The sequence below is a fragment of the Amycolatopsis sp. FU40 genome (genome assembly GCF_021903635.1).
GTDB classification, from domain to species: domain Bacteria; phylum Actinomycetota; class Actinomycetes; order Mycobacteriales; family Pseudonocardiaceae; genus Amycolatopsis; species Amycolatopsis dendrobii.
In genome coordinates this window covers 9,189,102-9,213,844 of record NZ_CP091381.1, presented here as the reverse complement: position 1 = coordinate 9,213,844, position 24,743 = coordinate 9,189,102, and the positions used below count along the sequence as shown (strand labels likewise).

Below are 24,743 nucleotides of genomic sequence, written 5' to 3'. Positions count from 1 at the left end.
GTGCGCTGGCGAAAGGACGTCATGAGCGCCGACAACGGTTTCATCCCGCGGCTCAAGACCGCGGTTCTGGGCACGGCCGACCGCCCGTTGGTGTTCGTCGGCAACTTCGAGGTCGAAGAACAGTGGGCTCGCGACGAGCAGGGGCTGCCCCGGGTGTCCGCCCCAGGCGGCATGGCGGTCGTCAACAGCATGGACGAGTTCGCGTTGCTGCTGGGCGGGAAGCGGGACCACGTGGTGCTCAAGCACGCGCCGGACCCCGGTTACCGCAGCTATCTGGAAGGGCTCGGTCTGGATCTGCCGCAGATCCACGTGATCGCGGATCCGGACCCGGCGCGCACGGTCAGCCAGGACGCGCTGCACGATCCGTGGCTGATCGCCGCGTTGTCCGCGCTGCGCACCGACGAAGCGCATCTGCTCGCGCACGGTGTCTCCGCGGTGGAGGAAGAACTGTCTACCGCGACGGGGTTGCCGCTGGCCGCTCCGGATGCGGCGAGGTGCAAGGCGGTGAACAGCAAGATCTACAGCCGCCGCGTCGCGACGAAGCTCGGGTTGCGGCAGCCGAACGGCTGGGCGTGCGACACGCTCGAACTGCTCGACGAGGCCGTCACCGCGGCGGGGGCCGTGCTCGCCACCGGGCGAAAGGTCGTCGTCAAGGAGGCGTTCGGGGTTTCCGGCAAGGGCATCTCGGTGGTCTCCGACGAACGCAGGCTCGACCGGTTGCGCCGGATGATCTCCGCGACCGCCCGCCGCAACGGCCGGGACCGGATCGCGTTCGTGGTCGAGGAGTGGGTCGACAAGCGCGCCGACCTCAACTACCAGTTCACCGTGAGCCGCGACGGTTCGGTGCACTTCGACTTCGTCAAGGAGCTGATCACCGAGAACGGCGTCCACAAAGGACACCGGATTCCGCCGAGGCTGGACGAGGCCCAGCTGGAGATCATCCGGTCCGCGGCGCGGGCGCTCGGCGGGCAGCTCGCCGCCGACGGCTACTACGGCGTCGTCGGGGTGGACGCGATCGTCGAACCGGACGGCGGCATCTTCCCGGTGCTGGAAATCAACGCCCGCAACAACATGTCCACCTATCAGGTGCCGCTCCAGGAACGCTTCGTCACCGCGGGCGAGACCGCGATGGCCCGGCACTACTCGCTGCGGCTCGGCGCCAGCGTCGGCTTCGACCGGGTCCGCGACGTGCTCGGCGACCTGCTTTTCGACGGCACGGGCAGCGGCCTGCTGGTGAACAACTTCGCCACCGTCAACGCCGGGGCGCAGACCGCGGACGGGGCTCCGTTCGCCGGCCGCCTCTACGGCGTGCTCATCGGGGATTCGGCCGCCGAGGTCGACCGGATCGACGCGCGGGTCGAGCGCGCTCTTGCCGTCCTGCAGCAGGACTGAGCTCCAGTTTCCGCCCAGCCGAAGAATAAGGAAGTTCTGTGACCGAAACCGCTACCGTTCCGGAGTTCGCCGTCGTGTCCGGAGCACAGGTGCACCAGGTGCTCGACGGCGCCGAGAAGCAGCTGACCGAACTGATCGAGGCGGCCTACCGGCTGCACGGGCAGCAGGCGACCGTCAACCCGCCCTCCTATTTCCTCCGGTTCCCGGACCGGCCGTCCGCGCGGATCATCGCGCTGCCCGCCTCGGTCGGCGGGGAGGTCGCGGTGGACGGGGTCAAGTGGATCTCCAGTTTCCCGGAGAACGTCCGCACCGGCCTGCCGCGCGCCTCGGCCGTGCTGATCCTCAACGACCAGGCGACCGGCTACCCGCTGGCCTGCATGGAAAGCTCGATCATCAGCGCCAGCCGGACCGCGGCGTCGGCGGCGCTGGCGGCCGACTGGCTCAGCAGGCGGGGCGAACGGCCGCGGCGGCTCGGGTTCGTCGGCACCGGGCTCATCGCGCGTTACGTGCACCGGTTCCTGCTCGGCACCGGCTGGGACTTCGACGAGACCGCGGTGTTCGACCTCTCCGCCGAGCACGCCGCGGGCTTCCAGGGCTATCTGGAGAGCACCGGCACGAGCGGGATCGCGGTGCGCGAGAGCGCCGAGGAGCTGATCCGCGGCAGCGACCTGATCGTGTTCGCCACCGTCGCCGGGGAACCGCACGTGCACGATCCGGCCTGGTTCGCGCACAACCCGCTCGTGCTGAACGTTTCGCTGCGCGACCTGTCCACCGAGGTCGTCCTGGCGTCGGCCAACGTGGTCGACGACGTCGAGCACTGCCTCAAGGCCAACACCTCGGTGCACCTGGCCGAACAGGCCACCGGCAACCGCGACTTCCTCGACGGCACCCTCTTCGAGGTCATGACCGGGGCGCTCGCCCTGGACGCTGACCGGCCGCTGGTGTTCTCGCCGTTCGGCCTCGGCGTGCTGGACCTCGCGGTCGGCAAGCACGTCCTCGACGAACTGCGCCGCCGCGGCGAACTGCACGAGGTCGGCGACTTCTTCTTCGAACTCGACCGCTACGGCAAGCGCTGATGCCCATCATCACCAGTCCGCACGAGTTCAACGTCGACGACCTGTTCGTCGACCTGAACGGGTGTACAGGGCGATCGCTCTACCTCAAATGCGAGGGCTTCAACTTCGCCGGTTCGATCAAGATCAAGGCCGCGACCGAGATGATCGACGCGGCCGAGCTGGACGGCACGCTGAGGCCGGGCGCGACCCTCGTGGAGAGTTCGTCCGGCAACCTCGGGGTGGCGCTGAGCCTCGTCGCCGCCAGCCGGGGTTACCGGTTCGTCTGCGTCACCGATTCGCGCTGTACCCTCGGCGCCCGGCAGCTGATGCAGACGCTGGGCGCCGAGGTGCACGTGATCACCGAACCGCATCCGGAAGACGGACTGCTCGGCGCCCGGATCGCGCACGTGCGCCGGTTGTGCGCCGAGGGCGGCGACCGGGTTTGGCTCAACCAGTACGCGAACGCGGGGAACTGGCAGGCGCACTACCGCACCACCGGAGCGCAGATCGCGAACTCGTTCCCGGGCGCCGACGTGGCGTTCATCGGAGCGGGCACGACCGGCACGCTGATGGGCTGCGCGCGCTACCTGCGCGAGCACTGCCCCGGAATGCGCGTGGTGGCCATCGACACCGTGGGTTCGGTGACTTTCGGGACCCCGGCCGCCCCGCGGATGATCCCCGGTCTCGGCACCGGAGTCCGGCCCGCGCTGCTCGACGAGTCCTATGTGGACGATGTGGTGCACGTGCCGGAGCTCGCCACCGTGCGGATGTGCCGCAGGCTCGTCCGGGCGGGGTTCCTGTTCGGCGGCTCGACCGGCACCGTCGTGGCCGGGGCGCTGCACTGGCTCGACCGGCACGAGCGCGGCGAAAGCCTTACCGCGGTGGCGGTCTCCCCCGATCTCGGCGACCGCTACCTGGACACGGTCTACCACGACCAGTGGGTGGCCGATCTCTACGGAGACGCGGCGCTCGCCCCGCCCGCCGCGCTCGGGAGCTAGTACCACTCGAAATCGAGGTGCCACGCCCAGTGTGCGCACGATCACGAGGAGCCATCCTTAGACCGTCCGGCTTGCCGCCTGCGCGGCGGGAGGCCTGAAGCGGCCCAAGGAGTGCGGCATTGCGAACGCTACCTCTGCTCCGTCTCGCGCGCTGGTGTGCCGGACGCCCCGGCCCGGTCCTGTGCGCGTGGCTGCTGTTCCTGGTCGTGGCGGCGAGCGAGGATTTCGCCGCCGCGATCGGCGGCTCCGCGAAGACCGGATTCCCGCCGGCCGGTTCCGTGCTCGCGGTCGGGTGCCTGCTCACCGCGCTGTTGCTGCTGCTGGTGCTGGGTTCGCTGCGGCTGGCCGCGATCGCGTTCGGATATCTCGCGACCGTCGGGGCCGGCGCGCTCGGAGTGCTGCTGACGGCGGCCGAAGGAGCGGGCTCGCTCGGCAGCTGGAACCTCGTTCTCCTGCCCGGCATCACGAGCGCGGCCAACCATCTGCTGTTCGCGGTCCGCAGGCAGCAGGAGATGCCGCCGGGCAAGCACGACGCGTCCGATACCGCGCAGATCGTCGCTTCGACCGCCGGACGGACCGCACTCGTCACCGGACTCGCGATGCTTTCCGCGATGACCGGGCTGTATCTCACTGGCGAGCCGCAAGTCATGCGGTTGGCGGCCGCCGTGGTCCTCGTAGTGGTGGTGGAAGCCGCCGCGGCGCTGACGTTGCTCCCGGTGCTGCTGACCCGGATCGCGCTTCCGGTGAAGAGGTCGTTCCAGTGGCACTGGCTGCCCCGGTTCGTCGCCCGCCTGCCCGCGACCTGGCGCTACCGCAACGCAGCGGGACTCATCGGCGCGCTGGTCTGCACTGCCGCGGCGCTCGGCTACGTCGTCTACCGCTACCTCGAATCGCCGACGCTGCCGCCGTTGCCGTTGGCGCTGCTGATCGGGCTGACGTCGTTGGCTGTGATCACGGCTTTCCGGCCAGTGGTGGTCGCACTGACGACCGCGGTGCTTTCAGTACTGTCCGCGCTCTTCGCGCTGACCATGCTCACCTGCATGGCCCCGCCGACTCCGACGTGGCTGCCAGTGGCGCTGGTGGCCGTGCTCGCCGCGCCCACGACTGACATGCATGTCTGCCTGCTGCACCACTTCCGCGTCGAGGCGCTGACCGGGATGTCGCCGCAGCACGTCCTCGCGGAGGGACTGCGTCGCGGCACCGTGGCGATCTCCAGTGCGAGCGTGGTGTCGATCGGGATCTTCAGCGCTCTCGGGATCGCCGGGCCCGGCGAGCTGAGCGAGTTCGGCTGGGCGGCCGCCGCGGCGCTGGCGATGGACGTGCTGGTGATCCGGTTGGTGCTGCTGCCCTTGCTGCTCTCGCTGGCCGGCCCGGTCCGCTGGTGGCGGCGGACCGGGCCGGGGGCTGCGCGTAAGTGAGCCGGGAGATCACCCGGTGGTCGGGTGTCCGGTGAGGTCGAGGAAGGCTTCGTCGAGGGTGGGCCTGCGAAGCGCGAAGTCCGCCAGCGCGACGCCGCGTTCGTGCAACGCGTTCGCCGCCGCGGCGATCCCGCCGCTCTCGTCGAGCAGTTCGAGCGAGATGCTGCACCGGCGTTCGTCGACGACCGGGACGCCTACCGCGACCGGCGTCAGCGCCGCCACCGCGTCCGCGAGACCTTCGGGGTGGGCGACTGCGACTTCCAGCCGTTCCCGGCCGACCTTGCGCTTGAGTTCGTCCGCGGTTCCTTCCGCGACGCTCCGGCCCTTGTCGATGACCACGATCCGGTCGGCGAGGTAGTCGGCTTCCTCGAGGTACTGCGTGGTGAGCAGGACCGTCACGCCCTCGCTGACCAACTCGCGGACCATCGTCCACAAGCCCATCCGGCTCGCCGGGTCGAGGCCCGTGGTCGGTTCGTCCAGGAAGAGCACCGAAGGACGCGCCACGAGACAGGTCGCGAGGTCCAGGCGGCGACGCATCCCGCCGGAGTACGTCCCGACCGCGCGGTCGGCCGCCTCGGCGAGGTTGAACCGCTCCAGCAGTTCGCCCGCGCGGGCGCGTGCGCCTCGGCGGCCGAGGTGCAGAAGACGGCCCAGCAGCACCAGGTTCTGGCGGCCGGTCAACAGTTCGTCGACGGCGGCGTACTGGCCCGCGAGCGCGATGTGCCGCTGGACCTGTTTGCGTTCCCGCACGATGTCGTGTCCGGCGACCAACGCGCGGCCGCCGTCCGGCGGGAGCAAGGTGGCGAGCATCCGGACGGTGGTGGTTTTGCCCGCGCCGTTCGGGCCGAGCAAGCCCAGCACCGTGCCGGGCGGAACGGCCAGGTCGACGCCGGCGAGCGCTTCGTGGTCGCCGTAGCGTTTGCGGAGCCCTTCGGCTTCGATCGCGAGTTCTCCGTGCGCTGTCATGTCAGCCTGCTTCCCGGATGTTCTCGGGCGACAGATCGGTCCAGTGGCCCGAAATGTGCGCGAGGGCTTCTTCGCGGCTGCTCTCGCCGAGCGAAACCCGCCAGCCGGACGGGATTTCCGCGAAGGACGGCCAAAGACTGTACTGCTGGGCGTCGTTGACCAGAACGAGGAAAGCGCCGTTCTGGTCGTCAAACGGGTTTGTCATCGCATACTCCGGATCGGTTAGGCGAGGCGGTAACGGCGGAAGCTCAGCAGGGTCGCCGCGGTGAAGAGCACGACCAGCGTCACCGCGACGACGACGCCGGGATGCTGGGCGGGGAACGAATCGTCCGCGGGCACCGGCACGCCCCACAGCTGGCGGCACAGCGTGGTGACGGAGCTGACCGGATTCCATTCGGCGATCGGCCGGACCCACGCCGGCAGCTGGCTGACCGCCATGAACGCGTTGGACAGGAAGGAAAGCCCGAGCGTCAGCACCGCGCCGACGCCGTCGATGGATTCGGGATTGCCCATGGTCAGCCCGAGCAGCACGCCGACCCAGATCATCACGTAGAGGAAGAGCGCGAGAACGGCCAATCCGGCGAGCAGCGCGGGGAATCCGGCGTGCACGCGGCCGCCGACCGCCAGCCCGATCCCGGCGACGATCGCCAGCGCGACGAACCCGACCAGCGCGTCGCCGATGGTGTGGCCGAACAGCACGGCGGGACGGGAGATCGGCAGGGAGCGGAACCGGTCGGTCAGGCCGCCTTTGAGGTCCATCGCCACCGCGATCGCGGTCGGCGCGACACCGGCGAGGCCCACCTGCATCAGCGCGGCCGGGAAGAGGAACTCCGGGTAGCTGCCGCCGCCTTCGACGCTCACCGCGCCTTTGAAGACATAGCCGATGGCCAGCATGGTGATCAGCGAGTTCAGCGTGATCGCGAGCAGTCGGCCCGGCACCTTGCGCAGGTGGGTCAATCGACGACCCGCCAGTGCGAAGGTCTCGACGAACGCCGCTGCCCGCGGAGAGCTCGGGGTGGTCATTGCGGTCACTGCGACTCCTCGTTGCTCGCCAGCGTTCCGGCCACCGCGGCACCGATCTCCGCCTGCGGCCGCGGGTCCATCAGATATTCGTGACCGCACTCGATCCGGTGCGCCCGCACTGGACCGGACACGTGCGGCACCCAGCGGCCTGCTCGCTCCGCCACTTCCGTGTCGGTCAGCCCCTCGGCGGCGACGAACAGTTCGACCGCGCCGGTGAATCGCGCCGGGCGGTACCGGTGGGCCAGCGCGGCGTTGTTGTCCATCACGGCGAGGACGCGCGTCATGCGTTCCTCTCCGATGTCGGCCAGCCGGCTGTCGCCCTGGCGCAGCACGGCTATGACGTCGGCTGGCGTCAGCTCGACACCGGCGTCGGTGTCGTGGAAGCCGATGTGCTCCAGGAAGTCGACAAGCAGTTCGTGCCGGGACGGTGCTGCTTCGGCACCGTCCTGCGGGTAGCTGTCCAAGATGGACAGTGAGCCGACCGTTTCGCCTTCGGACTCCAGGCGTACTGCCAGTTCGAAGGCCAGCAGACCGCCGTAGGACCAGCCGAGCAGGTGGTACGGGCCGTGCGGCTGGATGCGGCGGAGGTGTTTCAGGTAGTCCTCGGCGACCTGCTCGACCGAGTCCGGGAACTGTTCGGCGCCGCTGATTCCGGGCGATTGCAGGCCGTAGACGGGACGGTCTGGCAGGTGGGCGGCCAGGCCGAGGTAGGGCAGGCTCAGGCCGAGTCCGGCGTGCAGGCAGAACAGCGGCGGGTTCGACCCGGTCGGGCGGATCGGCAGCACTGGCGCGAACGGGTCCGGCAGGTCCGCGAGCTCCGGTTCGGCTCGTTCGGCGAGCGCGGCCAGGCGTTCGACGCTGCCGTGGGTCAGGATGTCGGCGACCGTCAACCGGAGTCCGGCTCGCCGGGCCAGCGCGACCAGCCGGACGGACTGGAGGCTGTTGCCGCCCAGTTCGAAGAAGCCGGTCTGGACGTCGAGGTCAGCGATGCCGAGGGTTTCGGCGAACGCGGTGCGCAGCAGTTCGACGGTTTCGCTGGTGTCCTGGCTGGTTTGCGCGGTCGGAGCGGGCAACGCAGAACGGTCCAGCGTGCCGTCCGGGGCGACGGGGATGGTGTCCAGTTCCGCGAAGGCGGTCGGGATCAGGTAGTCGGGGAGTTCGGCGGCCAGTGCTTCGCGCAGGGCTAGCGGGTCGACGCCGCGTTCCCATTGCGGGACGACATAGGCGACCAAGTCGTCCTCGGCGACGACGGCAGCTGCGGCGACCGAGGGCTGGCGGTGCAGGGCCGCTTCGATCTGCCCGAGCGGAATAGCGAAGCCGCGTACCTGGGCCTCGCGAAGCACTTCGACGGTTCCGTCCAAGCGGATTCGGGCGGGGAGACCCGTGGGTGCGCCAGCCAAGTACAGCTCTCCTCGGCCACCGCGCGGCACCGGCTGCAGACTCTGATCGAGGACGTCGGCGTGGCTGTGCGCGAACGGGCGTCCGTTGACCAGCGAGAGCCAGCCGGACTCGGCGGTGCCCTCGCAGTTGAGTGCTCCGTCGAGGAATTCTTCGCCGAAGTTCAGCACCCGGGTGCCCGGACGCAGCGTCAGCATCTTCGCGATGCTCGGGGTCACGACCACGACACTCGGGTCCACCGACGAGGCGAGTTCCGCGATCTCGGCGGCGGGCGCGACAGTCACCACCGCGCCGACGTGCAACGCGGCCAGCACGACCGGCAGCGCGAACTCGGTGTCTGGTGCCAGGACGCGGTCGCTGGCTGTGAGCGGCAACTCGGCCAGCAGGGCGGCGATCGTCGCGGCCAGCGCGTCTCGGCTGAAGACCGCTTCTCCGCGATAGGCCAGCTCCGTCCCGGACAGCGCCACCTCGAGGTCGGTGTCGGCGAATCCGGACCCGTCCGCGGGGACTGTGTAGCGAGACGGTCCGCTCGGCGTCCAGGCTGCGCCAATGGCGAGGACGGCGAAGATCGCTGCCCAACGGTCGCGGCCCGGCGGCAGGTCGACGGTCACCGTCTCCCCTGGACCCGCGCCCTGTGCGTGCAAGGCCCGGGCCAGCCGGTTGGCTTCCTCGCGCAGACCGATGTCGCCCGGCACCAGCAGGCCGTCCGGAACCTCGGGAGCCGGCCCGGCTGCGGTGGCCCGCTCGCCGGAAGTGCGCAGGTCGATCCGGCTCAGCGGCTGCTCCGGGTCTTCCGCGGCGGCCGTCAGGAGAAGCGTCAAACGGTCGACGAGCAGTTGTGCGGTTTCCGCGGTGAACGCGTCGGCGTTGTATTCGAGCGTGCCTTCCAGACCGCGCTCGCCCTTGTGCTGGCCCAACTGGAAGGTCAGGTCGAACTTGAACTTCTTGTGCGTCGGGGCGAGCATTTCGGGTCGCGCGGTCAGACTGCCGAGGCTGACTTCGGACGGCGGAACGTCGTAGAAGGACAGCAGCACTCCGAACAACGGCTGCCGCGACATCGACCTTGCCGGCTGTGTCGCCTCCAGCAGCCGTTCGAAGGGCAACTCCTGGTGGGCGTACGCGGCGAGATCGGCGTCGCGGACTCGCCCGACCAGTTCGGCGAAGCGCGGATCACCGCTGGTGTCGGTGCGCAGGACGAGCGTGTTGACGAAGAAGCCGACGAGGTCGTGCACCGCTTCGTCCGGGCGTCCGGCGACCAGGCTGCCGAGCGGGATGTCGGTGCCCGCGCCCAGCCGGGTGAGCAGCGTGGCCAGCGCGGCCTGGACGACCATGAACAGGCTCGCCCCTTGTTCGTGCGCGAGCCGCGCGAGCGCCCGATGCACGGTGGCGGACAGCTCGAACTCGATGGTTCCGCCGTGGTAGCCGGCGGAGGCGCGGCGCGGCAGGTCGACCGGCAACGCCAGTTCGCCGGGGATTCCGTCGAGCGCTTCCCGCCAGTGCTTCAGCAGGCGAGCGGATTCGCCGTCCTTGGGCTCGTCCAGCAGGGAGTGCTGCCAGACCGAGTAGTCCGCGTACTGGGCGGGCAGCTCGGTCCACTGTGGACTATTTCCGGACAGCCGCGCTTCGTAGGCGGTGGCGAGGTCGCGGGCGAGCACGTCGACGGACCAGGCGTCTCCGGCGATGTGGTGCAGGACCAGCAAGAGGACGTGATCGCCGTTCCGGTCGGGACCGAACAGTTTGCTGCGCAACGGGAGGTCGACGGCCAGGTCGAAGCCGCGGGCGACTTCCTCGGCCAGCGCGGCGGCGAGGTCCTTGGGCATCGGAGCGGCGCGCAGCGACTCCCCCGCGTCGAGGACCCGCTGGAACGGGACGCCGTCGGTGTCGGGGAAGACCGTGCGCAGGATTTCGTGGCGGGCGGTCAGATCGTCGACGGCGGCGGCGAGCGCCGCGCGGTCCAGCTCTCCGGAAAGCCGCACGGCGAGGGGGATGGTGTATCCGCCGTGCTCGCCTTCGAGCCGGTTCAGGAACCACATGCGTTGTTGCGCGTAAGACAACGGCAACGGATCGGGACGGTCCAGTTTGCGGAACGCCGCGCGGGCCTGGCCTGCCGACGCGAGCCGTCCGGCCAGCGCGGCGACGGTGCGCGCCTCGAACAGGTCCCGCAGCGGAAGTTCGACGTTCAGTTCCGACCGGATCCGGCTGACCAGCGCGGTGGCCAGGAGGGAATGGCCGCCCAGTTCGAAGAAGTCGTCGTCGATACCGGCTTCGGGCAACCCCAGCACCTCGGCGTACAGCCGGGTCAGCTGTTCCTCGACCGGGGTGCGTGGGCCCCGTTTCTCTTGACTCGTCAGGTTCTCCGGTGCGGGCAGGGCTTTGCGGTCGACCTTGCCGTGCGCGGTGAGCGGGAGCCGGTCGAGTACGACGATCGCGCTGGGCACCAGGTACGCGGGCAGCAGTTCGGCCAGCTGGGCTTGCAGGTCCTCGGGACGGGCGGTTCCCGCGACGTAGCCGACCAGGTGCCGGTTGGCCGCGTCGGAGCCCTGCACGACGACTACCGCGTCGGTGACGGATTCCTGCGCCAGCAGACCCGCCTCGATTTCGCCGAGTTCGATGCGGTGACCGCGGATCTTGACCTGGAAGTCGCGGCGTTCCACGAATTCCAGCGCGCCATCGGCCCGGCAGACCACGCGGTCGCCGGTGCGGTACATCCGGGTGCCTGGCTCGCCGAACGGGTCCGCGACGAACACGGAGCCCGTCTTGGCCGGATCGCCCACGTAACCGCGTCCGACCACGAGGCCGCCGACGTACAGCTCTCCGGCAGCACCGGGCGGGACCGGACGCAGCTCGTCGCCCAGCACGTACAGCCGGGTGTTCCGCACCGGGAGACCGATCGGCACGCGCAAGCCCTGCGCATCGTCCACACTGGACAGGACGGCGTGCGTGACGTCGTCCGAGCACTCGGTCGGGCCGTAGGCGTTCACCATCGGGATGTCCGGGAAGTACCCGAACCAGCGCACGCACAGGTCCGGCGGCAATGCTTCGCCGGTCACGACCAGCCACCGCAAACCAGTCAGGTCCGGTGGGCTGCCCGCGTCCCAGAAGTCCAATGCCGCCCGCAGCAACGACGGCACGACTTCCAGCACCGACATGCCCAAGCCGAACAACGCGTCCGGATCCGCCGCCGTCTCGCGGCTGACTGCTCGGACTTGAGCGCCGACCATCAGCGGGGCGAGCATCTGCCACACCGACACGTCGAACGTCAGCGGTGCGTTCTGCACCAGCACATCCGACGGCTTCAACGCCAGGTCTTCCACTTTGGCCAGCAAGTGGTTGACCATCCCGCGGCGAGACACCATCGCGCCCTTGGGACGGCCAGTGGAGCCGGAGGTGAAGATCAGGTACGCGACGTCGTCGTCAGCACCGACCACCGGCGCTAGATCAACGTCTGAGACGCTGTCCAACTCGACGATGTCCGCCGGCAGGCTCGCCGCGATCTCCCGGAACTCCGGGGCCGCGATCACGCACGCCGCGCCGCTGTCCTCCACCAAGCCTTTCAGTCGGGCGAGCGGCGCCGTCGGGTCCAGCGGCACATAAGCACCGCCTGCGCCCAGGACGCCGAGAACCGCGGAGACGAAGCCGATCCCGGGACCGGCGAGCACGCCCGCTACCCGTCCCCGAGGCAACCGCCGAGAGAGAGCCGAAGCCAAACCGACCAGTTCCGCGTAGGTCGCCGAACCGGAGTCGTCGACCACGGCGACCGCGTCCGGGGCCTGCGCGCGCACTCGCTCGACCACGCCCGCACCGACCGGGCCGGTCGCGCCGAGCAGGAAGGTCTGCGCCGGTTCGGCCACCACGTCGATCCGGCCCAGCAGACGGTCCGGGTCGCCGAGCACCGTGTCGAGCAGCGACCGGAATTGCTGCGCCAGTTCGCGGACGCGGTCGTCTCCGAATGCTTCGCGGAGGTAGTCGAAGCGGAAGACGAGGGCGGCATGCGGTTCCACCACGAGGCTGAGCGGGTAGTGCCGTGAGTCGAGCGTGACAGCATCGACTACGCGGACGTCCTCGCCGAGTTTCACCAGTGGGCCGTCGTCGCCGGCGGGGACGTTCTCGAACACCACTGCGGTGTCGAAGAGTTCGCCGCTGTCGGGGATGGCTCCGCTCAATTGCGCTTGGCCGATGTGCTGGTAGGACACCATCGATGCTTGCTGACGGCCCAGTTCGGCGAGCAGTTCGCGGACCGGACGGGCCGGGTCGAGGCGGGCCCGGACCGGCACGGTGTTCACGAACATGCCGACCATCGTTTCGACACCCGGCAGTTCCGCGGGACGTCCGGAGGCCACGGCGCCGAAGACCACGTCCTGCTGCCCGGCCAAGCGGCCGACCAGGATCGCCCAGCAGGCTTGCACGATCGTGCTGACGGTCAGCTCGTGTTCCCGTGCCCAGGCGTAAAGGTGCGCAGTGTCGCTTTCGGACAGCGCTGACTCGACAGTCGCGGGCAGGCTCGCGGCGGCGGGCAGGCCGGGTGCGACGCGGGTCGGGCCGAGCAGGCCGTCGAGCAGGTCCTGCCAGGCTTTTCGTCCGGCTTCCTCGTCTTGGCGGGACAGCCAGGCGAGGTAGTCGCGCATCTGCGGCACCTCGGGCAACGACGTTGTCGCGCCGCCTGCGTAGAGCTGTGCCAGTTCGTCGATGAGGATGGGGACCGACCAGCCGTCGGTGGCGATGTGGTGTGCGCTCCACAGGAACCGGTAGCGCTCGGCGGCGACGCGGATCAGCGTGAAGCGGACCAACGGCGGGTGGGCCAAGTCGAAGCGGCGCAACCGGTCCTGTTCGACCAGTCGCCGCAGTTCCGCCTCGCGGTCCTCTTCAGGCAACACGGTCAGGTCGATTTCGGTCCACGGCAGCTCGACCGATTCGGCGACTAGCTGCACCGGTTCCCCGTTGCGCCGGCGCCGGAAGTAGCCGCGCAGGGCGGTGTGCCGGGTGAGCAGCGTGGCGCAGGCGTCTCGGACGGCAGCGGTGTCCAGCGGTCCTTCGAGGTCCGCGATTGCTTGCACGGCGTAGAAATCGACGCCCTCGGCATCCAGCTCGGCGTGGAAGAGCATGCCCTGCTGCAACGGCGCGAGCGGAAGCACTTCCTCGACCGGCCCGGCCCGCAGTTCGCCGAGTTCGCCGGGTTCGAGTTCGACCAGCGCGGCGCCGGGTTCCGGAGCGACGTCGTCCCCGATCGGGACCGCGTTTTCCGCGATCGCCGCCGGGGTGCGGGCTTCCAGCAGATCGCGCGGGGTGATGATCAATCCGGCCTTGCGCGCGCGGCTGACCACCTGGATCGAGCTGACGCTGTCGCCGCCGAGCGCGAAGAAGTTGTCGTCGATGTAGACCTTCGGCACCGTCAGCACCTCGGCCAGCACGTCGCACAGGATCGTCTCGACGGCGTTGCGCGGGGCCCGGCCGACCGCTTCGGCGGCGAAATCGGGCTCGGGCAGCGCATCCCGGTCGACCTTGCCGTGGACGGTCAGCGGCATCGCGTCGAGCACGACCATCGCGGGCGGCACCAGGTAATCCGGCAGCCGCTGCTGCAGTTCGCTGCGCACGGACGGGACGTCGACCGGCTCCGTGCCGACCAGATACGCGGCGAGCCGTTCGGTCCCGGAATCATCGCGCACCACCACGACCGCGTCGGCGATCTCCGGCAGCTCGCGCAGGGTCGCTTCGATCTCGCCGAGTTCGATGCGGTGACCGCGGATCTTGACCTGGAAGTCGCGGCGCTCGATGAACTCCAACGCCCCGTCGGCGCGGCGCACCACGCGGTCGCCGGTCCGGTACATCCGGGTTCCCGGCTCGCCGAACGGGTCCGCGACGAACACTGAACCCGTCTTGCCCGGGTCGCCCACGTAACCGCGGCCGACCACCAGACCGCCGACATACAGTTCGCCTGCCGCGCCTGCCGGGACCGGTCGCAGCTCGTCGCTCAGGACGTACAGCCGGGTGTTCCGCACCGGAAGACCGATCGGCGTCCGCAGCCCGCGTACGTCGTCCACAGTGGACAGAACCGCGTGCGTCACGTCGTCCGAGCACTCTGTTGGGCCGTAGGCGTTCACCAGCGGGATCTCGGGGAAGTACCCGAACCACCGGACGCACAGGTCCGGCGGCAACGCCTCGCCGGTCACCACCAGCCATCGAAGACCTGCCAGCTCCGGCGGACCGCCCGCGTCCCAGAAGTCCAACGCCGCCCGCAACAACGACGGCACGACTTCCAGCACGGACATGCCCAACCCGAACAGCGCCTCCGGATCCGCCGCGACCCGTCGGTCCACCACGCGGACCTGACCGCCGACCACCAGCGGCGCGAGCATCTGCCACACCGACACGTCGAACGTCAGCGGCGCGTTCTGCACCACCGCATCGGCCGCACTGAGCCCGAGGTCTTCCACCTTCGCCAGCAGGTGGTTCATCATCCCGAGCCGCGAAACCATCGCGCCCTTCGGCCGACCGGTCGAACCCGACGTGAAGATCACGTACGCCACGTCGTCGCCCGCGCCGACCACCGGTGCCAGCTCAGTGTCTAAGACACCGTCCAACTCAACGACGTCCACCGGCAGCTCTGCGGCGACATCCCGGAACTCCGGTGCCGCGAGCACACAGGCCGCGCCGCTGTCCGCCACCAGATCGCGCAACCGCGCCAACGGCAACGTCGGATCCAACGGCACGTACGCACCACCGGCACCGAGCACGCCGAGGACCGCCGAGATGAAACCACTCCCCGGACCAGCGAGCACCCCGACCACACGCCCGGCAGGCAACCGCCGCGACAACGCCGAGGCCATCCCCACCAGGTCCGCGTAACTCACCGATCCGGCGGCATCGACCACCGCCACCGCGTCCGGAGCCTGCGCGCGCACCCGCTCCACCACACCCGCGCCCACCGGGCCGGCAGCGCCCGACCCGGCGGTGAGCAGTTCCTCGCGCTCCTGTGCATCGGCGACATCGATGCGGGCGAGCGGCGCTTCCGGGTCGGCGCGCGCGAAGCGGTCCAGGAATCCGGCGAACCGGTGCAGGTGAGTGTCCACTCCGGACTCGTCGTAGAGATCCGGGTTGCCGTTGAGGTGCAGTTCGATCCCGCCGCCGGGCTCGTCGAGGACGGTGATCGACAGGTCGTTGGTGATCCCGGTGGACAGGTTCCGCACCCGGGTCACGCAGTCGCCCAGCCGCAGCCCGGGGTCCGCGGGCAGCACGTTGACGAAGGGCCCGCCGAACGGACGCCGCTCGTCGCTGCGCACGCCGATGTCGCGGCGGATCTGGTTGACGTGGTACCGCTGGTGCTTGAGCGTGCGGGCGAGCTCCCGCGAGGCTTGCTTCAGCAGCGCCTCCGGGGTCATCGCGGGCGTGACCTGCATTTTCAACGGCAGGTAGTTCGCCATCATCCCCGGAATCGTCCGCGTCCGGACCCCCGCGCGGGCGGCGACCGGGACGGTCAGCATCAGTTCCTGGATCCCGGAAAGACGCTCGGTGTAGGCGGCCATCGCAGCCAGCAGGAAGGTCGGCAGAGTCACTCCGGCCTGCGCGACAGCCTTCCGCGCCGCGGCGGCCGCGTCGGCGGGCAGGGCGAGCGTGCGGCGAAGGAATCCGCGCGCCGGTGCGGGTTCCTTGCCGGACAGGCTGATCAGGTCCGGAACCGTGCTGAAGTGGCTGCTCCAGAACTCGCGGTCGCGGCCCAGATGCGTCGAGGTCTGGTAGGCGAGTTCGGATTCCAGCAGGTCCCGGAACGGCGGAAGCGGACGGCCCTCGGGCTCGTTGCCGGTCAGCACGGCGGTGTACAGCTCGCCCATCCGGCGGTGGCAGATCGCGGCGCTGAACCCGTCGCCCACCAGGTGGTGGGTGGTGAGATACCAGAACCGCCGGCGCGGGCCGAGCGTGAGCAGCGCGGCGCGGAACAGCGGGAAATCGGTGACGGAGAACGGCCGGGCCAGGTCCTCGTGCATCCACGCGAGCGCGGCCGCCTCGGGGTCCGGTTCGCCGGAGAGGTCGAGGAAGCTGACCGGCAGCTCGGTGAGCGGTTCGACTACCTGCCGCGGTTCGCCGTCGACCTCGAAGAACCGCGCGCGGAAGCATTCGGCCTCGTCGGTGAGCAGGCGGAACGCCTCGACGAACACGGTCACGTCCAGGTCGCCGGAGATGTCCAGGTAGTCGGCCATCGCGTAGGCGAGGCCGCCTCCGGACAGCTGCTCGTCGAACCAGACGTCGGTCTGGGCCGTGGACAGGGGCAGGCTGGTCTCGACAGCGGTCATCGCGGCACCTCGGAAAGTCGGTCGGTGGTCTGCCCGGGCACGCGGCCGAGCGCGTCGGCGGCCCAGTGGTCCCGGTAGACCGTGTCCAGGTAGTGGTCGCCCAGGTCCGGCGAGATGGCCACGGCGGTCAGGTCGCGGTCCTCGCGGGCGAGCCAGGAGAGCGCTCCGGCGACGACGGTGCCGGTCGAGCCGCCGAACAGGAACCCGTGCCGCACCAGCGTCCGGCACATCTCCACGGTTTCGGTTTCCTCGACGTGCACCACGTCGTCCACCAAGGACTCGTCGAGCAGCGCCGGGCGGATCGCGGAGCCGAGCCCGGGAATCTGCCGCGGCCCGGGCGGTCCGCCGAAGCTCACCGAGCCGACGCTGTCCACCGCGACCACGCGGATCGACCGGCGGGCCTCGCGCAGGTACCGGGCGCAGCCCATCAGCGTCCCGGCCGTGCCGGTGCCGACGAAGAGCACGTCGAGGCCGGGGAACATGCGCAGGATCTCCGGGCCGGTGGTCCGGTAGTGCGCGGTCCAGTTGCCCGGGTTGGTGTGCTGGTCGAGCCAGACGTAGTCCTCGTGCTCCGCGCAGAGGCTCTCCACCAGCCGCTGCCGCGCGCCGACCAGCCCGTCGACCGGATGCGGTTCGGTCAGCACGCGGACCTCGGCGCCGTAGTTCTGCATTAACTGCCGGGCGGACAGCGTGCAGTGGTCGTCGGTGACGCAGATGAACCGGTATCCCCGGCTGGCCGCGACCATCGCGAGCGCGACGCCGATGTTGCCGGACGAACTCTCGACGATCGTCTGCCCGGGACGCAGCGTGCCGTCGCGTTCGGCGCGCTCGACGATCTCCAGCGCGGCCTTGAGCTTGATCGACCCGGCGAAGTTGAACCCCTCGCACTTGACGAACAGGTCGCGGCCGACGAACCGGCGCAGGTCGACATAGAGATCCGGGACGGTGAACTCCTGAGGGGCGGATATCACCCGCACGGCAAACCTCCGGTGCCCGAGAGGGCGTTCAGCGCCGGGAACGACTCGCCCTGGCCGACTTTGCCGGCGAGCAGCCCGGTGAAGACGATGAGTTTCTGGATGTTCGCGGCGCCTTCCATGAACTCGACGCCGCGTGCGTCGCGAACCAGCTTGTCCAGCAAGGGATGCGTCCAGCGCGCGCTCGGCCCGAAGAACCGGCAGGCCGCCCTGGTCGCGTCCTCGGCGAGCCTGCTCGCCTCGGCTTTGGCGGACGAGGCGAGGTGCCCGCCGCGGCTGCCGTCCGCGTCCACCTCCATCGCCGCGAGGTGCACCAGGTTCCGGACACTCTCGATCCGGTAGCCCAGCTGATCCCATTCGGCCGCCGCGCCGCCGGTGAGCAGGCCGCCTTCCGCCCGGACGTACTCGTGCGCCGCTCGCGCGATGCCGATCGCGATCGCCGCGACGCCGGGACGAAGCCGGTTGAACGTCAAGGTGGCGGCCCACATTCCGCGCCGGGCCGGGGAAAGATGGCGGCCCAGCACCCGGTTCGCGGGGATGCGCAGGTTGTCGAACTCGAGGGCGCAGAACCGTGCGCCGCGCAGTCCGAGCATGCCGAGCGGTTCGGCGTGGAAGCCGGGGGAAGCGGTGTCTACGAGGACCGCGCGTACGCCGAGCGGGCCGGGTGCGGTGCGGGCGAAGACGACGCCCATGCCTGCGCGGGAAGCGTTGCCGACATACCGTTTCCGGCCGTTCAGCACGAAATCGCCGTCTGGACCCGGAGTCAGGCTCGTGGTGAGCGCGTTCGCGTCGGAACCGGCGTCGGGTTCGGTGAGGGCGAAGAATGTCCACGTTGGACGGTCAACGAGCCTGCCGTAGAACCAGGCTTTCTGCTCGTCGTCGCCGAGCACGTCGAGCAGGACGCCGGACATGGACGCGCCCGGTGCGGCGAGCGTCGCGCCCGCGTCGCCCCGGGCGAACTCCTCCAGCAGCACTGTCCGTTCGAGCGCGGTCATCCCGTGAAACCGGCGCCCGGCGACGTTGATGCCCTCCGAGCCGTACTCCCCCGGGACCAGCAGCTGCGCCATGCAGCGCACCGCGGGCAGGTCGGCGAACTGGGCGACGGCCTCGGGATCGCGGTCGAGCACCGCACCGGCGACACGGAGGCCGGTCGCCCACTCGGCGGCGATATCCCGCAGCGCCAGCAAGGGTTCGGTCAGCACCGTGCCCGTCACGTCGTCCCCATTTCGTGCACGCTCGCAAGCAGTTCAGAGACGTCGGCGACCTCACCCGGCCCGCCGGCGAGGAAACCCTTCGCCCCCAGCAACCCGAGCAGCTTCCGGTCCACATCGGACAGCAGCTGATGCAGATACCGCACCCGCGCCGCAGCCATGCTCCCGTCCGCCAGCAGATCCGCTTCCACCGCCAGTTGCCCGTTCAACGCAGTCGCGAGGCAGTCTTGGATCATCTGCTTGCGCAGCAACGACTCCTCCCCCGAACGCCGCTCGCCCAAGTACCGGAGGCACTCGTCGAGCAGCCCTTGGGAAAGCCCCAGCCGCATCCACACCAGGTCCAGTCCCGCGGGCGCGCCCGGCAGGCCCCGGGCGAACGCGACCGCGCCGCCGGGAAGATCCGCTTCCCGCAGGAGCTCCGTCCCGGCGGGCAGGTCTCCCGCCGGCACCGCCCCGATCGCGTTGTTCCGGCGCGTCGTCCGCAGCAGCTTGAGCGCGGGCGCGACGCCCTGCTCGCGGGCGACGCGCCGGCACTGCTGCCCCGGCACCGGGTCAGGCACGGATTTCCGCGATGACGAACGCGGCGAGCGAACGCACCGATTCGAAGTGCTGCATCTCCAGGTTCTCGGTGTCGAACTCGATGCCGAACGTGTCCTCGAGCTGCATCAGCAGCTCCAGCACACCGGTCGAATCGAGGCCGGCGTCGGACAGCCGGGTGTCCTCAGACAGGTCGGCGACGTCCCGTTCGAGCACCGCGCCCAGTGCGCCGGTGATGCCTTCGACGACGCGGTCCTCGGTCAGGGTCTGCGCGGTCTCGGTGGTCTGGACTGTCTCAGTCATGGCTCTCCTTCTCCTTACACGGGGTTCAGCGCGCCGTCGGAGCGAATCCGCGGGCGTCGCGGCGGGCCTGGCCGCGGGAAATTCGCAGCGGATCCCAGTCGTGGCCGCGTTCGGGCAGCAGGGCGCGGTCGGCGAAGACCGCGCCGTCGTACGCTTCGGCCAGGACCGGGCGGTCGAGAATCGCTTCGGCGCACTGCGCACCGCCGACCGCGGCGCCGACGACTCCCCCGCCGTGGACGTCCTGCCCGGCGACGAACAGTCCTTCGACCGCGGTCCGCACGTCCGGTCGCCGGCCGTGCGGGCCCCAGGACTGGAGTCCGTACGCGGCGCCGCCGGTGGCCAGCGTGTAGCGCTCCTGCGTGAGCGGGGTGGCCGATTCGAGGTAGACGATGCGGTCCCGGAACGGGCCGAGCACCTCTTCGGCGCGGTCGAGCAAGCAGGCGGCGACTTTCTCTTTGGCCGCACGGTATTCGGCCACGCGCCGGTACCGGCGCCCAGATGCCGGTCCGTCGGGCACGCCCCACGGTGCGTAGCCGGGCGGGCATGCGGTCATGATCTGGAGGTTCGTGTGTCCGGGCGGGCAGACCGCGGTGTTGCCGGGGTCTTTGTGCGACGCGGACGAGATGAACACGAACGGCAGCTCGTCGAACTGACCCGCTTCCGTTCGGGCGTAAGCACTTTCGACGTCGCCGCTCGGCCAGTACCAGATGTTGGCCTCGGACGCTTCGGGCAGTTCCGCTGCCACAACCGCATAACTGGTGACCAGCGGCAGCCGCATGACCGCGTCTTCGGTGCGCCGGACAACGCCTTCGGGGAAGTTTTCCCGGCCGCCACACAGCTCCAGCACGGTTCGTCGGTAGTCCGCATTGGACACCACGAGCGGCGCGCGCAGCACCTCGCCGTCGGTCAGCTCGACACCGGCCGCGCGACCGTGCTCGATCAGGATCCGTGCGGCACGGGCTTTGGTGCGCAGCTGGCCGCCGTGCGTTTCGAGCTGTTCAACCAGCGCGGCGGCCAGCATCTGACCGCCGCCCTCGGGGTAGTACGCGCCGCCGGTCAGGTAGTCGTCGAGCATGCGAATGTGCGCCGCGACAACGGTGTTCGCGGGCGACGAAGCATAGTTGCCCGACTGCGCGGCCAACACCGTGCGAGCGGCCGCGGACAGTCCACAATGGTCAAAAAGACGGCTCAGGCCGCGGCGGCTCCAGCGCACCACCGCGGGCGAACCGCCCAAGACCGGCCGGGCGCTCGCCGAATACCGGGCCGACGCGGCGATCTCGCCGCAGATCGACAGGTACTCCTGAAGTCCCGCGGCTTCGGCCGGAAAGGTTTCGAGCAGCCGATCCCCGTATCGGGACCAGCCTTCGGGCACGTCGAAGCGCACGCCCGGCAGCACGATCCGGTCGAAACCGTCCGGGTCGAGGCGGCGGAACCGCACCCGGTCGCCGACGCCCAGCCCGGCCAGCAGCGACGGAAGCAGCCCGCCGGGCCCGCAGTCGCCGAGGTAGTGCACGCCGATGTCGAACTCGTACGCGCGCCGCCGCCGGAACATGTGGCAGTTGCCGCCCGCCACGTCGTGCTGTTCGAGCACCAGGACCCGGCGGCCGAAGGCGGCGAGGTAGCCGGCGCAGACGAGGCCGCCGATCCCGGACCCGATCACGATCGCGTCCCAGGAGGAGCTTCCCGCCTCGTTCGGACTCATGCCGGTGACGCTACGGCGGGGCGGTGACCCCGGGCTGACCGCGCGCTGACAGCTGGGGGCAGTCAGCGGCGGGCGGCCGCCCAGGGGTCACCTATTCAGGAGAGAGCATGGCGATCGAGGTCTTCCCCCGGACCGCGAGCCACGTCGGGAAGAGCGTGGCGACCATGCTTACCACGACCGCGAGCAAGACCACCACCGCATAAATCCACAATGGACCATACGGCAGCCAGCTGTCGGACACGGCCTGGCTGAACGGGACCAGCATCGCGAGCGACACGGCGGTGCCCAGCACGACGCCGATGATCGCGACGACCATCCCCTCCACGGCCATCACGCCGAGCACCTGGCTCCGGCTCGACCCGGCCAGCCGTTGCAGGCCGAACTCGCGCCGCCGGTGCGCGGTCGAGAGCACGAGCGTGTTCACCACCGAGATCGCCGCGTAGAGCAGGATCATGCCGACCACGAGGTAATTGACCCAGGCGTTCGCTTCCTGTTCCTGCACGAACTTGGCGGTGAGCGTGTCCCGGTTCGCGACCTGCACCCCTGGCGAAGCCTGCGCCATCCCGTCGAGCGTGCTCATCAGCTCCGAGACGCTCGTGCCCGCCGCCGCGGTGACGAGCACCTGCGAAGCGATCCCGTCGGTTGTGTGCGGAGCAAGCGTGCCCGCAGGCATCAACGCCGTCGCGAAGGACGGAGCGGACCGCAGGGTCGCCACTACCCGCAACCGCACCTGCGCACCGTCGCCGAGCCGCAGTCCGATCTCGTCGCCGACCTTCGCGTGCAGCCGAGTCGCGTTGTCGACCGGAAGCGCGATGGTGTTGCCCTGCAAAGCGTCCAGCGAGCCGGTCGCGACCTCGGACGCCCTGGTCTTCGCGACCGCGTCACCGGTGACCCCGGTCAGCGCGAGCCCGTCCTCGTCCTGGCTCGAGTCCGACGGCTTCTCGTTGTAGCCCTTGCTGGTCACGTACGCCGACGCGGTCCCGACGCCGGGCAGCGACCGGACCTTGCCGAGCAACCCGGTGCTGACGTCGCCGGTCGACGACGTGACCACCGCGTCCGCCGAGAGGTTCGACGCGTACTTCTGCTTCGCCGATTCCACCTGCGTGGTCTGGAAATAGAGCATGAACACGGCCAGCGTCGTGGCGAGCATGACCGGCACGACCGCACCGGACATCGGCAGCCAGCGCACCCGGGCGTTGGCCATCGCGAGATAGCCGGACAGCCCGCTCACCGCCCGTACCGGAATCCGCAGCACCGCGACCATCGCCCGGGTGATCCCCGGCGCGAAGAGCGCGACCGCCGCCGCGACGAGCGTGACCGCCGGTCCGGCCGTGCTGGCCGCGAGCGGCCCGTCCATCACGGTGATCGTCAGGTACGCCAGCGCCACGCCGCCGACCAGGCTGCCGATGCCCCACCAGAGCCGGAACGACGTCAGCCAGCGCTTCGGCGAGACCAGTTCCTGCATCGCCTCCACCGGACGCGTCCGCCCGGCGTACCGCGCCGCGACGAAACCCGCGCCCCACGCGGACAGCAGGCCGACGAGAACGCCCGCCGCGGTCGGAATCCAGTCCTGGTGATACGCCAGCACCGGTTCGAAGACGCCGAATCCGGACAGCCGGTCGAACAGCCAATTCCCCAGCAATTCACCCGGGAAGGCCGCCAAAACCGTCGCAAGCACGCCGATCACCATCGATTCCGCGGTGATCATGCGGCTGACCTGCTTCGGCGTGGCACCCACCGCACGCAGCAGTGCGACCTCGCGCCGGCGTTGCTGCACCGACAGGCCCAGCGTGCTGGCCACCACGAACAACGCGACCTGCACGGCCAGCCCGCCGAACACCGCGGCCAGGATCACCAGGATTTCGCCGCCGTCGCTCGCCTGCGCGAACTCGGCCGTCCCGCGTGCCACGCCGGTCAGCGCGACCGCGTGCTGGTCCCGCACCGCGTTCCCGATCTGAGTGCTCAACGCGGCCGGGTCCGTGCCCGCGGCGGGAAGCACGCCGAACGCGTCGACCTGCCCGTTCGCGGGCGTCAGCGCGAGAGCGTCTTCGTGGGAGAAGAACACCGCGTCAGACGCCATTTTCCCGCTCGCGACCGCGATTCCGACCACGTGGAAGGACCGAACGCCGCCGCGCACGGCAATCTGCACCGAACCACCCGAGGCGACTCCGGTGGCGGAGGCCGTCGACTGGTCGAGCACGACTTCGCCGCTGTGCTGCGGAGCCCGCCCGTCGGTGAGCGAATACGGGGCCAGCTCGGCGGTCGCCCAGTCGTGACCCAACGCGGTGCCGCGCACCAGCTTCACGTCCGGATCCGCGGGCAGCGTCGCCGGGATCGACACGTCGGGAATGACCTTCGCGACGCCGGGAACGGCCGCGATCTTGGCCCCGAGCGACGCGTCAAGACGCACCCGTTCGGGCAAGGTCGCGGACTCGTGGTCCTCGTCCTCGGTGCCCGGGTTCGTCGGCGGCAGGTTGTAGTGCTGGTCGCCCGCGACCACCACCGGGGCCTCGGCCAGCCGCTGCGGCGGCACCCGCGGCGAGATCCCGGTCTGCATGAGCCCGCCGCACGCCATCACGATCGCGGTGCCGACGAGCAGCGCGACGAACGTCGCGGTGAATCCGGCCTTGCGGAACCGGAGCGTGCTCAGGGCAAGGCGCAGCATCAGCGCACCGTCCCGACGGTGTTCCGGCCGTCGCGGCCGAGCCGCGTCGTGCGTGAGCTCAACGCGGTCAGCCCGCGCGCGACCTCGTCCACGGTCGGTTCGTGCAACTCGCCGGCGAACTGCCCGTCGGCGAGGAACAGCACCCGGTCGGCGTAGGACGCGGCGACCGGATCGTGCGTCACCATCACGATGGTCTGCCCCTCGGCCCGTACCGCGGTGCGCAGCAGATCCAGGATCTCGCTCGCCGACGTCGTGTCCAGCGCACCGGTCGGCTCGTCGGCGAAGGTCACATGCGGACGGCTGACCAGCGCGCGGGCGATCGCCACGCGCTGCTGTTGGCCGCCGGACAACTCACCGGGGCGGTGCCCGCGCCGTCCGCCGAGCCCGACCTGCTCGATGATCCGGTTCACCAGCGCCGGATCGGCCCGTTTGCCCGCCAGCCGCAGCGGAAGCGTGACGTTGTCGACCACGTCGAGCGACGGCAGCAGGTTGAACTGCTGGAAAATGAACCCGATGTGGTCGCGGCGCATCCGGGTCAGCTGCGCCTCGTCGAGCCGGCCGAGGTCCTGGCCGGCCAGCACGACCGTGCCCGAATCCGGCTGGTCGAGCCCCGCCGCGCAGTGCAGCAGCGTGCTCTTGCCCGAACCGGACGGTCCCATCACCGCGGTGAAACTCCCGCGCGCGAACGAAACCGAGATCCCGTCGAGTGCGACGACGCGGGCCCGGTTCCCTCCGTAGAACTTGGTGACGGAGCGGAGCGTCACCGCATCCGTGCTTGACTGTCCGGACTGGTACATCGGTCACTCTCCCAGGCGC

The 24,743-nt window shown here is 70.1% G+C and carries 15 protein-coding genes; 4 read left to right on the top strand and 11 right to left on the bottom strand.

Features of this window, described 5'->3' with window-relative positions:
• Window positions 1–21 precede the first annotated feature (21 nt).
• The 4 genes from L3Q65_RS43720 to L3Q65_RS43705 all read left to right on the top strand — a co-directional run bounded on the left by L3Q65_RS43720 (window position 22) and on the right by L3Q65_RS43705 (window position 4,863).
• On the top strand, window positions 22–1,392 hold the full coding sequence (locus L3Q65_RS43720) for an ATP-grasp domain-containing protein (RefSeq protein WP_237598258.1): 1,371 nt from the start codon (window positions 22–24) through the stop codon (window positions 1,390–1,392).
• A gap of 38 nt (window positions 1,393–1,430) precedes the next feature.
• The gene (gene sbnB / locus L3Q65_RS43715; protein ID WP_237598257.1) at window positions 1,431–2,468 is read left to right on the top strand and encodes a 2,3-diaminopropionate biosynthesis protein SbnB; all 1,038 of its coding nucleotides are present in this window, start codon (window positions 1,431–1,433) and stop codon (window positions 2,466–2,468) included.
• Complete coding sequence (gene sbnA, locus L3Q65_RS43710; protein ID WP_237598256.1) at window positions 2,468–3,445, top strand: 2,3-diaminopropionate biosynthesis protein SbnA; 978 nt, start codon at window positions 2,468–2,470, stop codon at window positions 3,443–3,445. Before sbnB ends, sbnA (L3Q65_RS43710) begins: the two co-directional genes overlap by 1 nt.
• Before the next feature lie 119 nt (window positions 3,446–3,564).
• Complete coding sequence (locus L3Q65_RS43705) at window positions 3,565–4,863, top strand: MMPL family transporter (RefSeq protein WP_182892386.1); 1,299 nt, start codon at window positions 3,565–3,567, stop codon at window positions 4,861–4,863.
• 9 nt (window positions 4,864–4,872) lie between these two features.
• Here the strand turns inward: L3Q65_RS43705 and L3Q65_RS43700 are convergent, their stop codons facing one another.
• From L3Q65_RS43700 to L3Q65_RS43650, 11 genes are all read right to left on the bottom strand, one after another.
• Window positions 4,873–5,829 (bottom strand): ATP-binding cassette domain-containing protein, encoded by a 957-nt coding sequence (locus L3Q65_RS43700; protein WP_182892387.1) that lies wholly within the window; start codon window positions 5,827–5,829, stop codon window positions 4,873–4,875.
• 1 nt (window position 5,830) lies between these two features.
• Entirely contained in the window at window positions 5,831–6,034 is a 204-nt protein-coding gene (locus L3Q65_RS43695; protein ID WP_182892388.1) for an MbtH family protein, read from the bottom strand.
• 17 nt (window positions 6,035–6,051) lie between these two features.
• Window positions 6,052–6,852 (bottom strand): ABC transporter permease, encoded by an 801-nt coding sequence (locus L3Q65_RS43690; RefSeq protein ID WP_182892597.1) that lies wholly within the window; start codon window positions 6,850–6,852, stop codon window positions 6,052–6,054.
• A gap of 5 nt (window positions 6,853–6,857) precedes the next feature.
• Window positions 6,858–16,535: a non-ribosomal peptide synthetase gene (locus tag L3Q65_RS43685; protein ID WP_237598255.1), complete on the bottom strand. Its 9,678-nt coding sequence runs from the start codon at window positions 16,533–16,535 to the stop codon at window positions 6,858–6,860.
• Window positions 16,532–17,512: a 2,3-diaminopropionate biosynthesis protein SbnA gene (sbnA, locus tag L3Q65_RS43680; RefSeq protein ID WP_182892390.1), complete on the bottom strand. Its 981-nt coding sequence runs from the start codon at window positions 17,510–17,512 to the stop codon at window positions 16,532–16,534. Before sbnA (L3Q65_RS43680) ends, L3Q65_RS43685 begins: the two co-directional genes overlap by 4 nt.
• On the bottom strand, window positions 17,503–18,723 hold the full coding sequence (locus tag L3Q65_RS43675) for an acyl-CoA dehydrogenase family protein (RefSeq protein WP_237598254.1): 1,221 nt from the start codon (window positions 18,721–18,723) through the stop codon (window positions 17,503–17,505). The genes sbnA (L3Q65_RS43680) and L3Q65_RS43675 overlap by 10 nt, the downstream gene beginning before the upstream one ends.
• The gene (locus tag L3Q65_RS43670; RefSeq protein WP_182892392.1) at window positions 18,720–19,280 is read right to left on the bottom strand and encodes a DUF2786 domain-containing protein; all 561 of its coding nucleotides are present in this window, start codon (window positions 19,278–19,280) and stop codon (window positions 18,720–18,722) included. The genes L3Q65_RS43675 and L3Q65_RS43670 overlap by 4 nt, the downstream gene beginning before the upstream one ends.
• Complete coding sequence (locus tag L3Q65_RS43665) at window positions 19,273–19,560, bottom strand: acyl carrier protein (RefSeq protein ID WP_182892393.1); 288 nt, start codon at window positions 19,558–19,560, stop codon at window positions 19,273–19,275. The genes L3Q65_RS43670 and L3Q65_RS43665 overlap by 8 nt, the downstream gene beginning before the upstream one ends.
• Before the next feature lie 25 nt (window positions 19,561–19,585).
• Window positions 19,586–21,262, bottom strand: a complete 1,677-nt coding sequence (locus L3Q65_RS43660; protein WP_237598253.1) for an NAD(P)/FAD-dependent oxidoreductase — start codon at window positions 21,260–21,262, stop codon at window positions 19,586–19,588.
• A 91-nt stretch (window positions 21,263–21,353) separates the two neighbouring features.
• On the bottom strand, window positions 21,354–23,927 hold the full coding sequence (locus L3Q65_RS43655) for an ABC transporter permease (RefSeq protein ID WP_237598252.1): 2,574 nt from the start codon (window positions 23,925–23,927) through the stop codon (window positions 21,354–21,356).
• Window positions 23,927–24,724: an ABC transporter ATP-binding protein gene (locus tag L3Q65_RS43650; RefSeq protein WP_182892396.1), complete on the bottom strand. Its 798-nt coding sequence runs from the start codon at window positions 24,722–24,724 to the stop codon at window positions 23,927–23,929. Before L3Q65_RS43650 ends, L3Q65_RS43655 begins: the two co-directional genes overlap by 1 nt.
• Window positions 24,725–24,743: the final 19 nt, after the last annotated feature.

Excerpts from the sequence above, each read along its gene's own strand:
- L3Q65_RS43660 (WP_237598253.1), bottom strand. The coding sequence starts at position 21,262 with ATGAGTCCGAACGAGGCGGGAAGCTCCTCCTGGGACGCGATCGTGATC.
- L3Q65_RS43650 (WP_182892396.1), bottom strand. The coding sequence starts at position 24,724 with ATGTACCAGTCCGGACAGTCAAGCACGGATGCGGTGACGCTCCGCTCC.
- L3Q65_RS43695 (WP_182892388.1), bottom strand. The coding sequence starts at position 6,034 with ATGACAAACCCGTTTGACGACCAGAACGGCGCTTTCCTCGTTCTGGTC.
- L3Q65_RS43700 (WP_182892387.1), bottom strand. The coding sequence starts at position 5,829 with ATGACAGCGCACGGAGAACTCGCGATCGAAGCCGAAGGGCTCCGCAAA.
- L3Q65_RS43720 (WP_237598258.1), top strand. The coding sequence starts at position 22 with ATGAGCGCCGACAACGGTTTCATCCCGCGGCTCAAGACCGCGGTTCTG.
- L3Q65_RS43685 (WP_237598255.1), bottom strand. The coding sequence starts at position 16,535 with ATGACCGCTGTCGAGACCAGCCTGCCCCTGTCCACGGCCCAGACCGAC.
- L3Q65_RS43655 (WP_237598252.1), bottom strand. The coding sequence starts at position 23,927 with ATGCTGCGCCTTGCCCTGAGCACGCTCCGGTTCCGCAAGGCCGGATTC.
- L3Q65_RS43665 (WP_182892393.1), bottom strand. The coding sequence starts at position 19,560 with ATGACTGAGACAGTCCAGACCACCGAGACCGCGCAGACCCTGACCGAG.
- L3Q65_RS43690 (WP_182892597.1), bottom strand. The coding sequence starts at position 6,852 with ATGACCACCCCGAGCTCTCCGCGGGCAGCGGCGTTCGTCGAGACCTTC.
- sbnA (WP_237598256.1), top strand. The coding sequence starts at position 2,468 with ATGCCCATCATCACCAGTCCGCACGAGTTCAACGTCGACGACCTGTTC.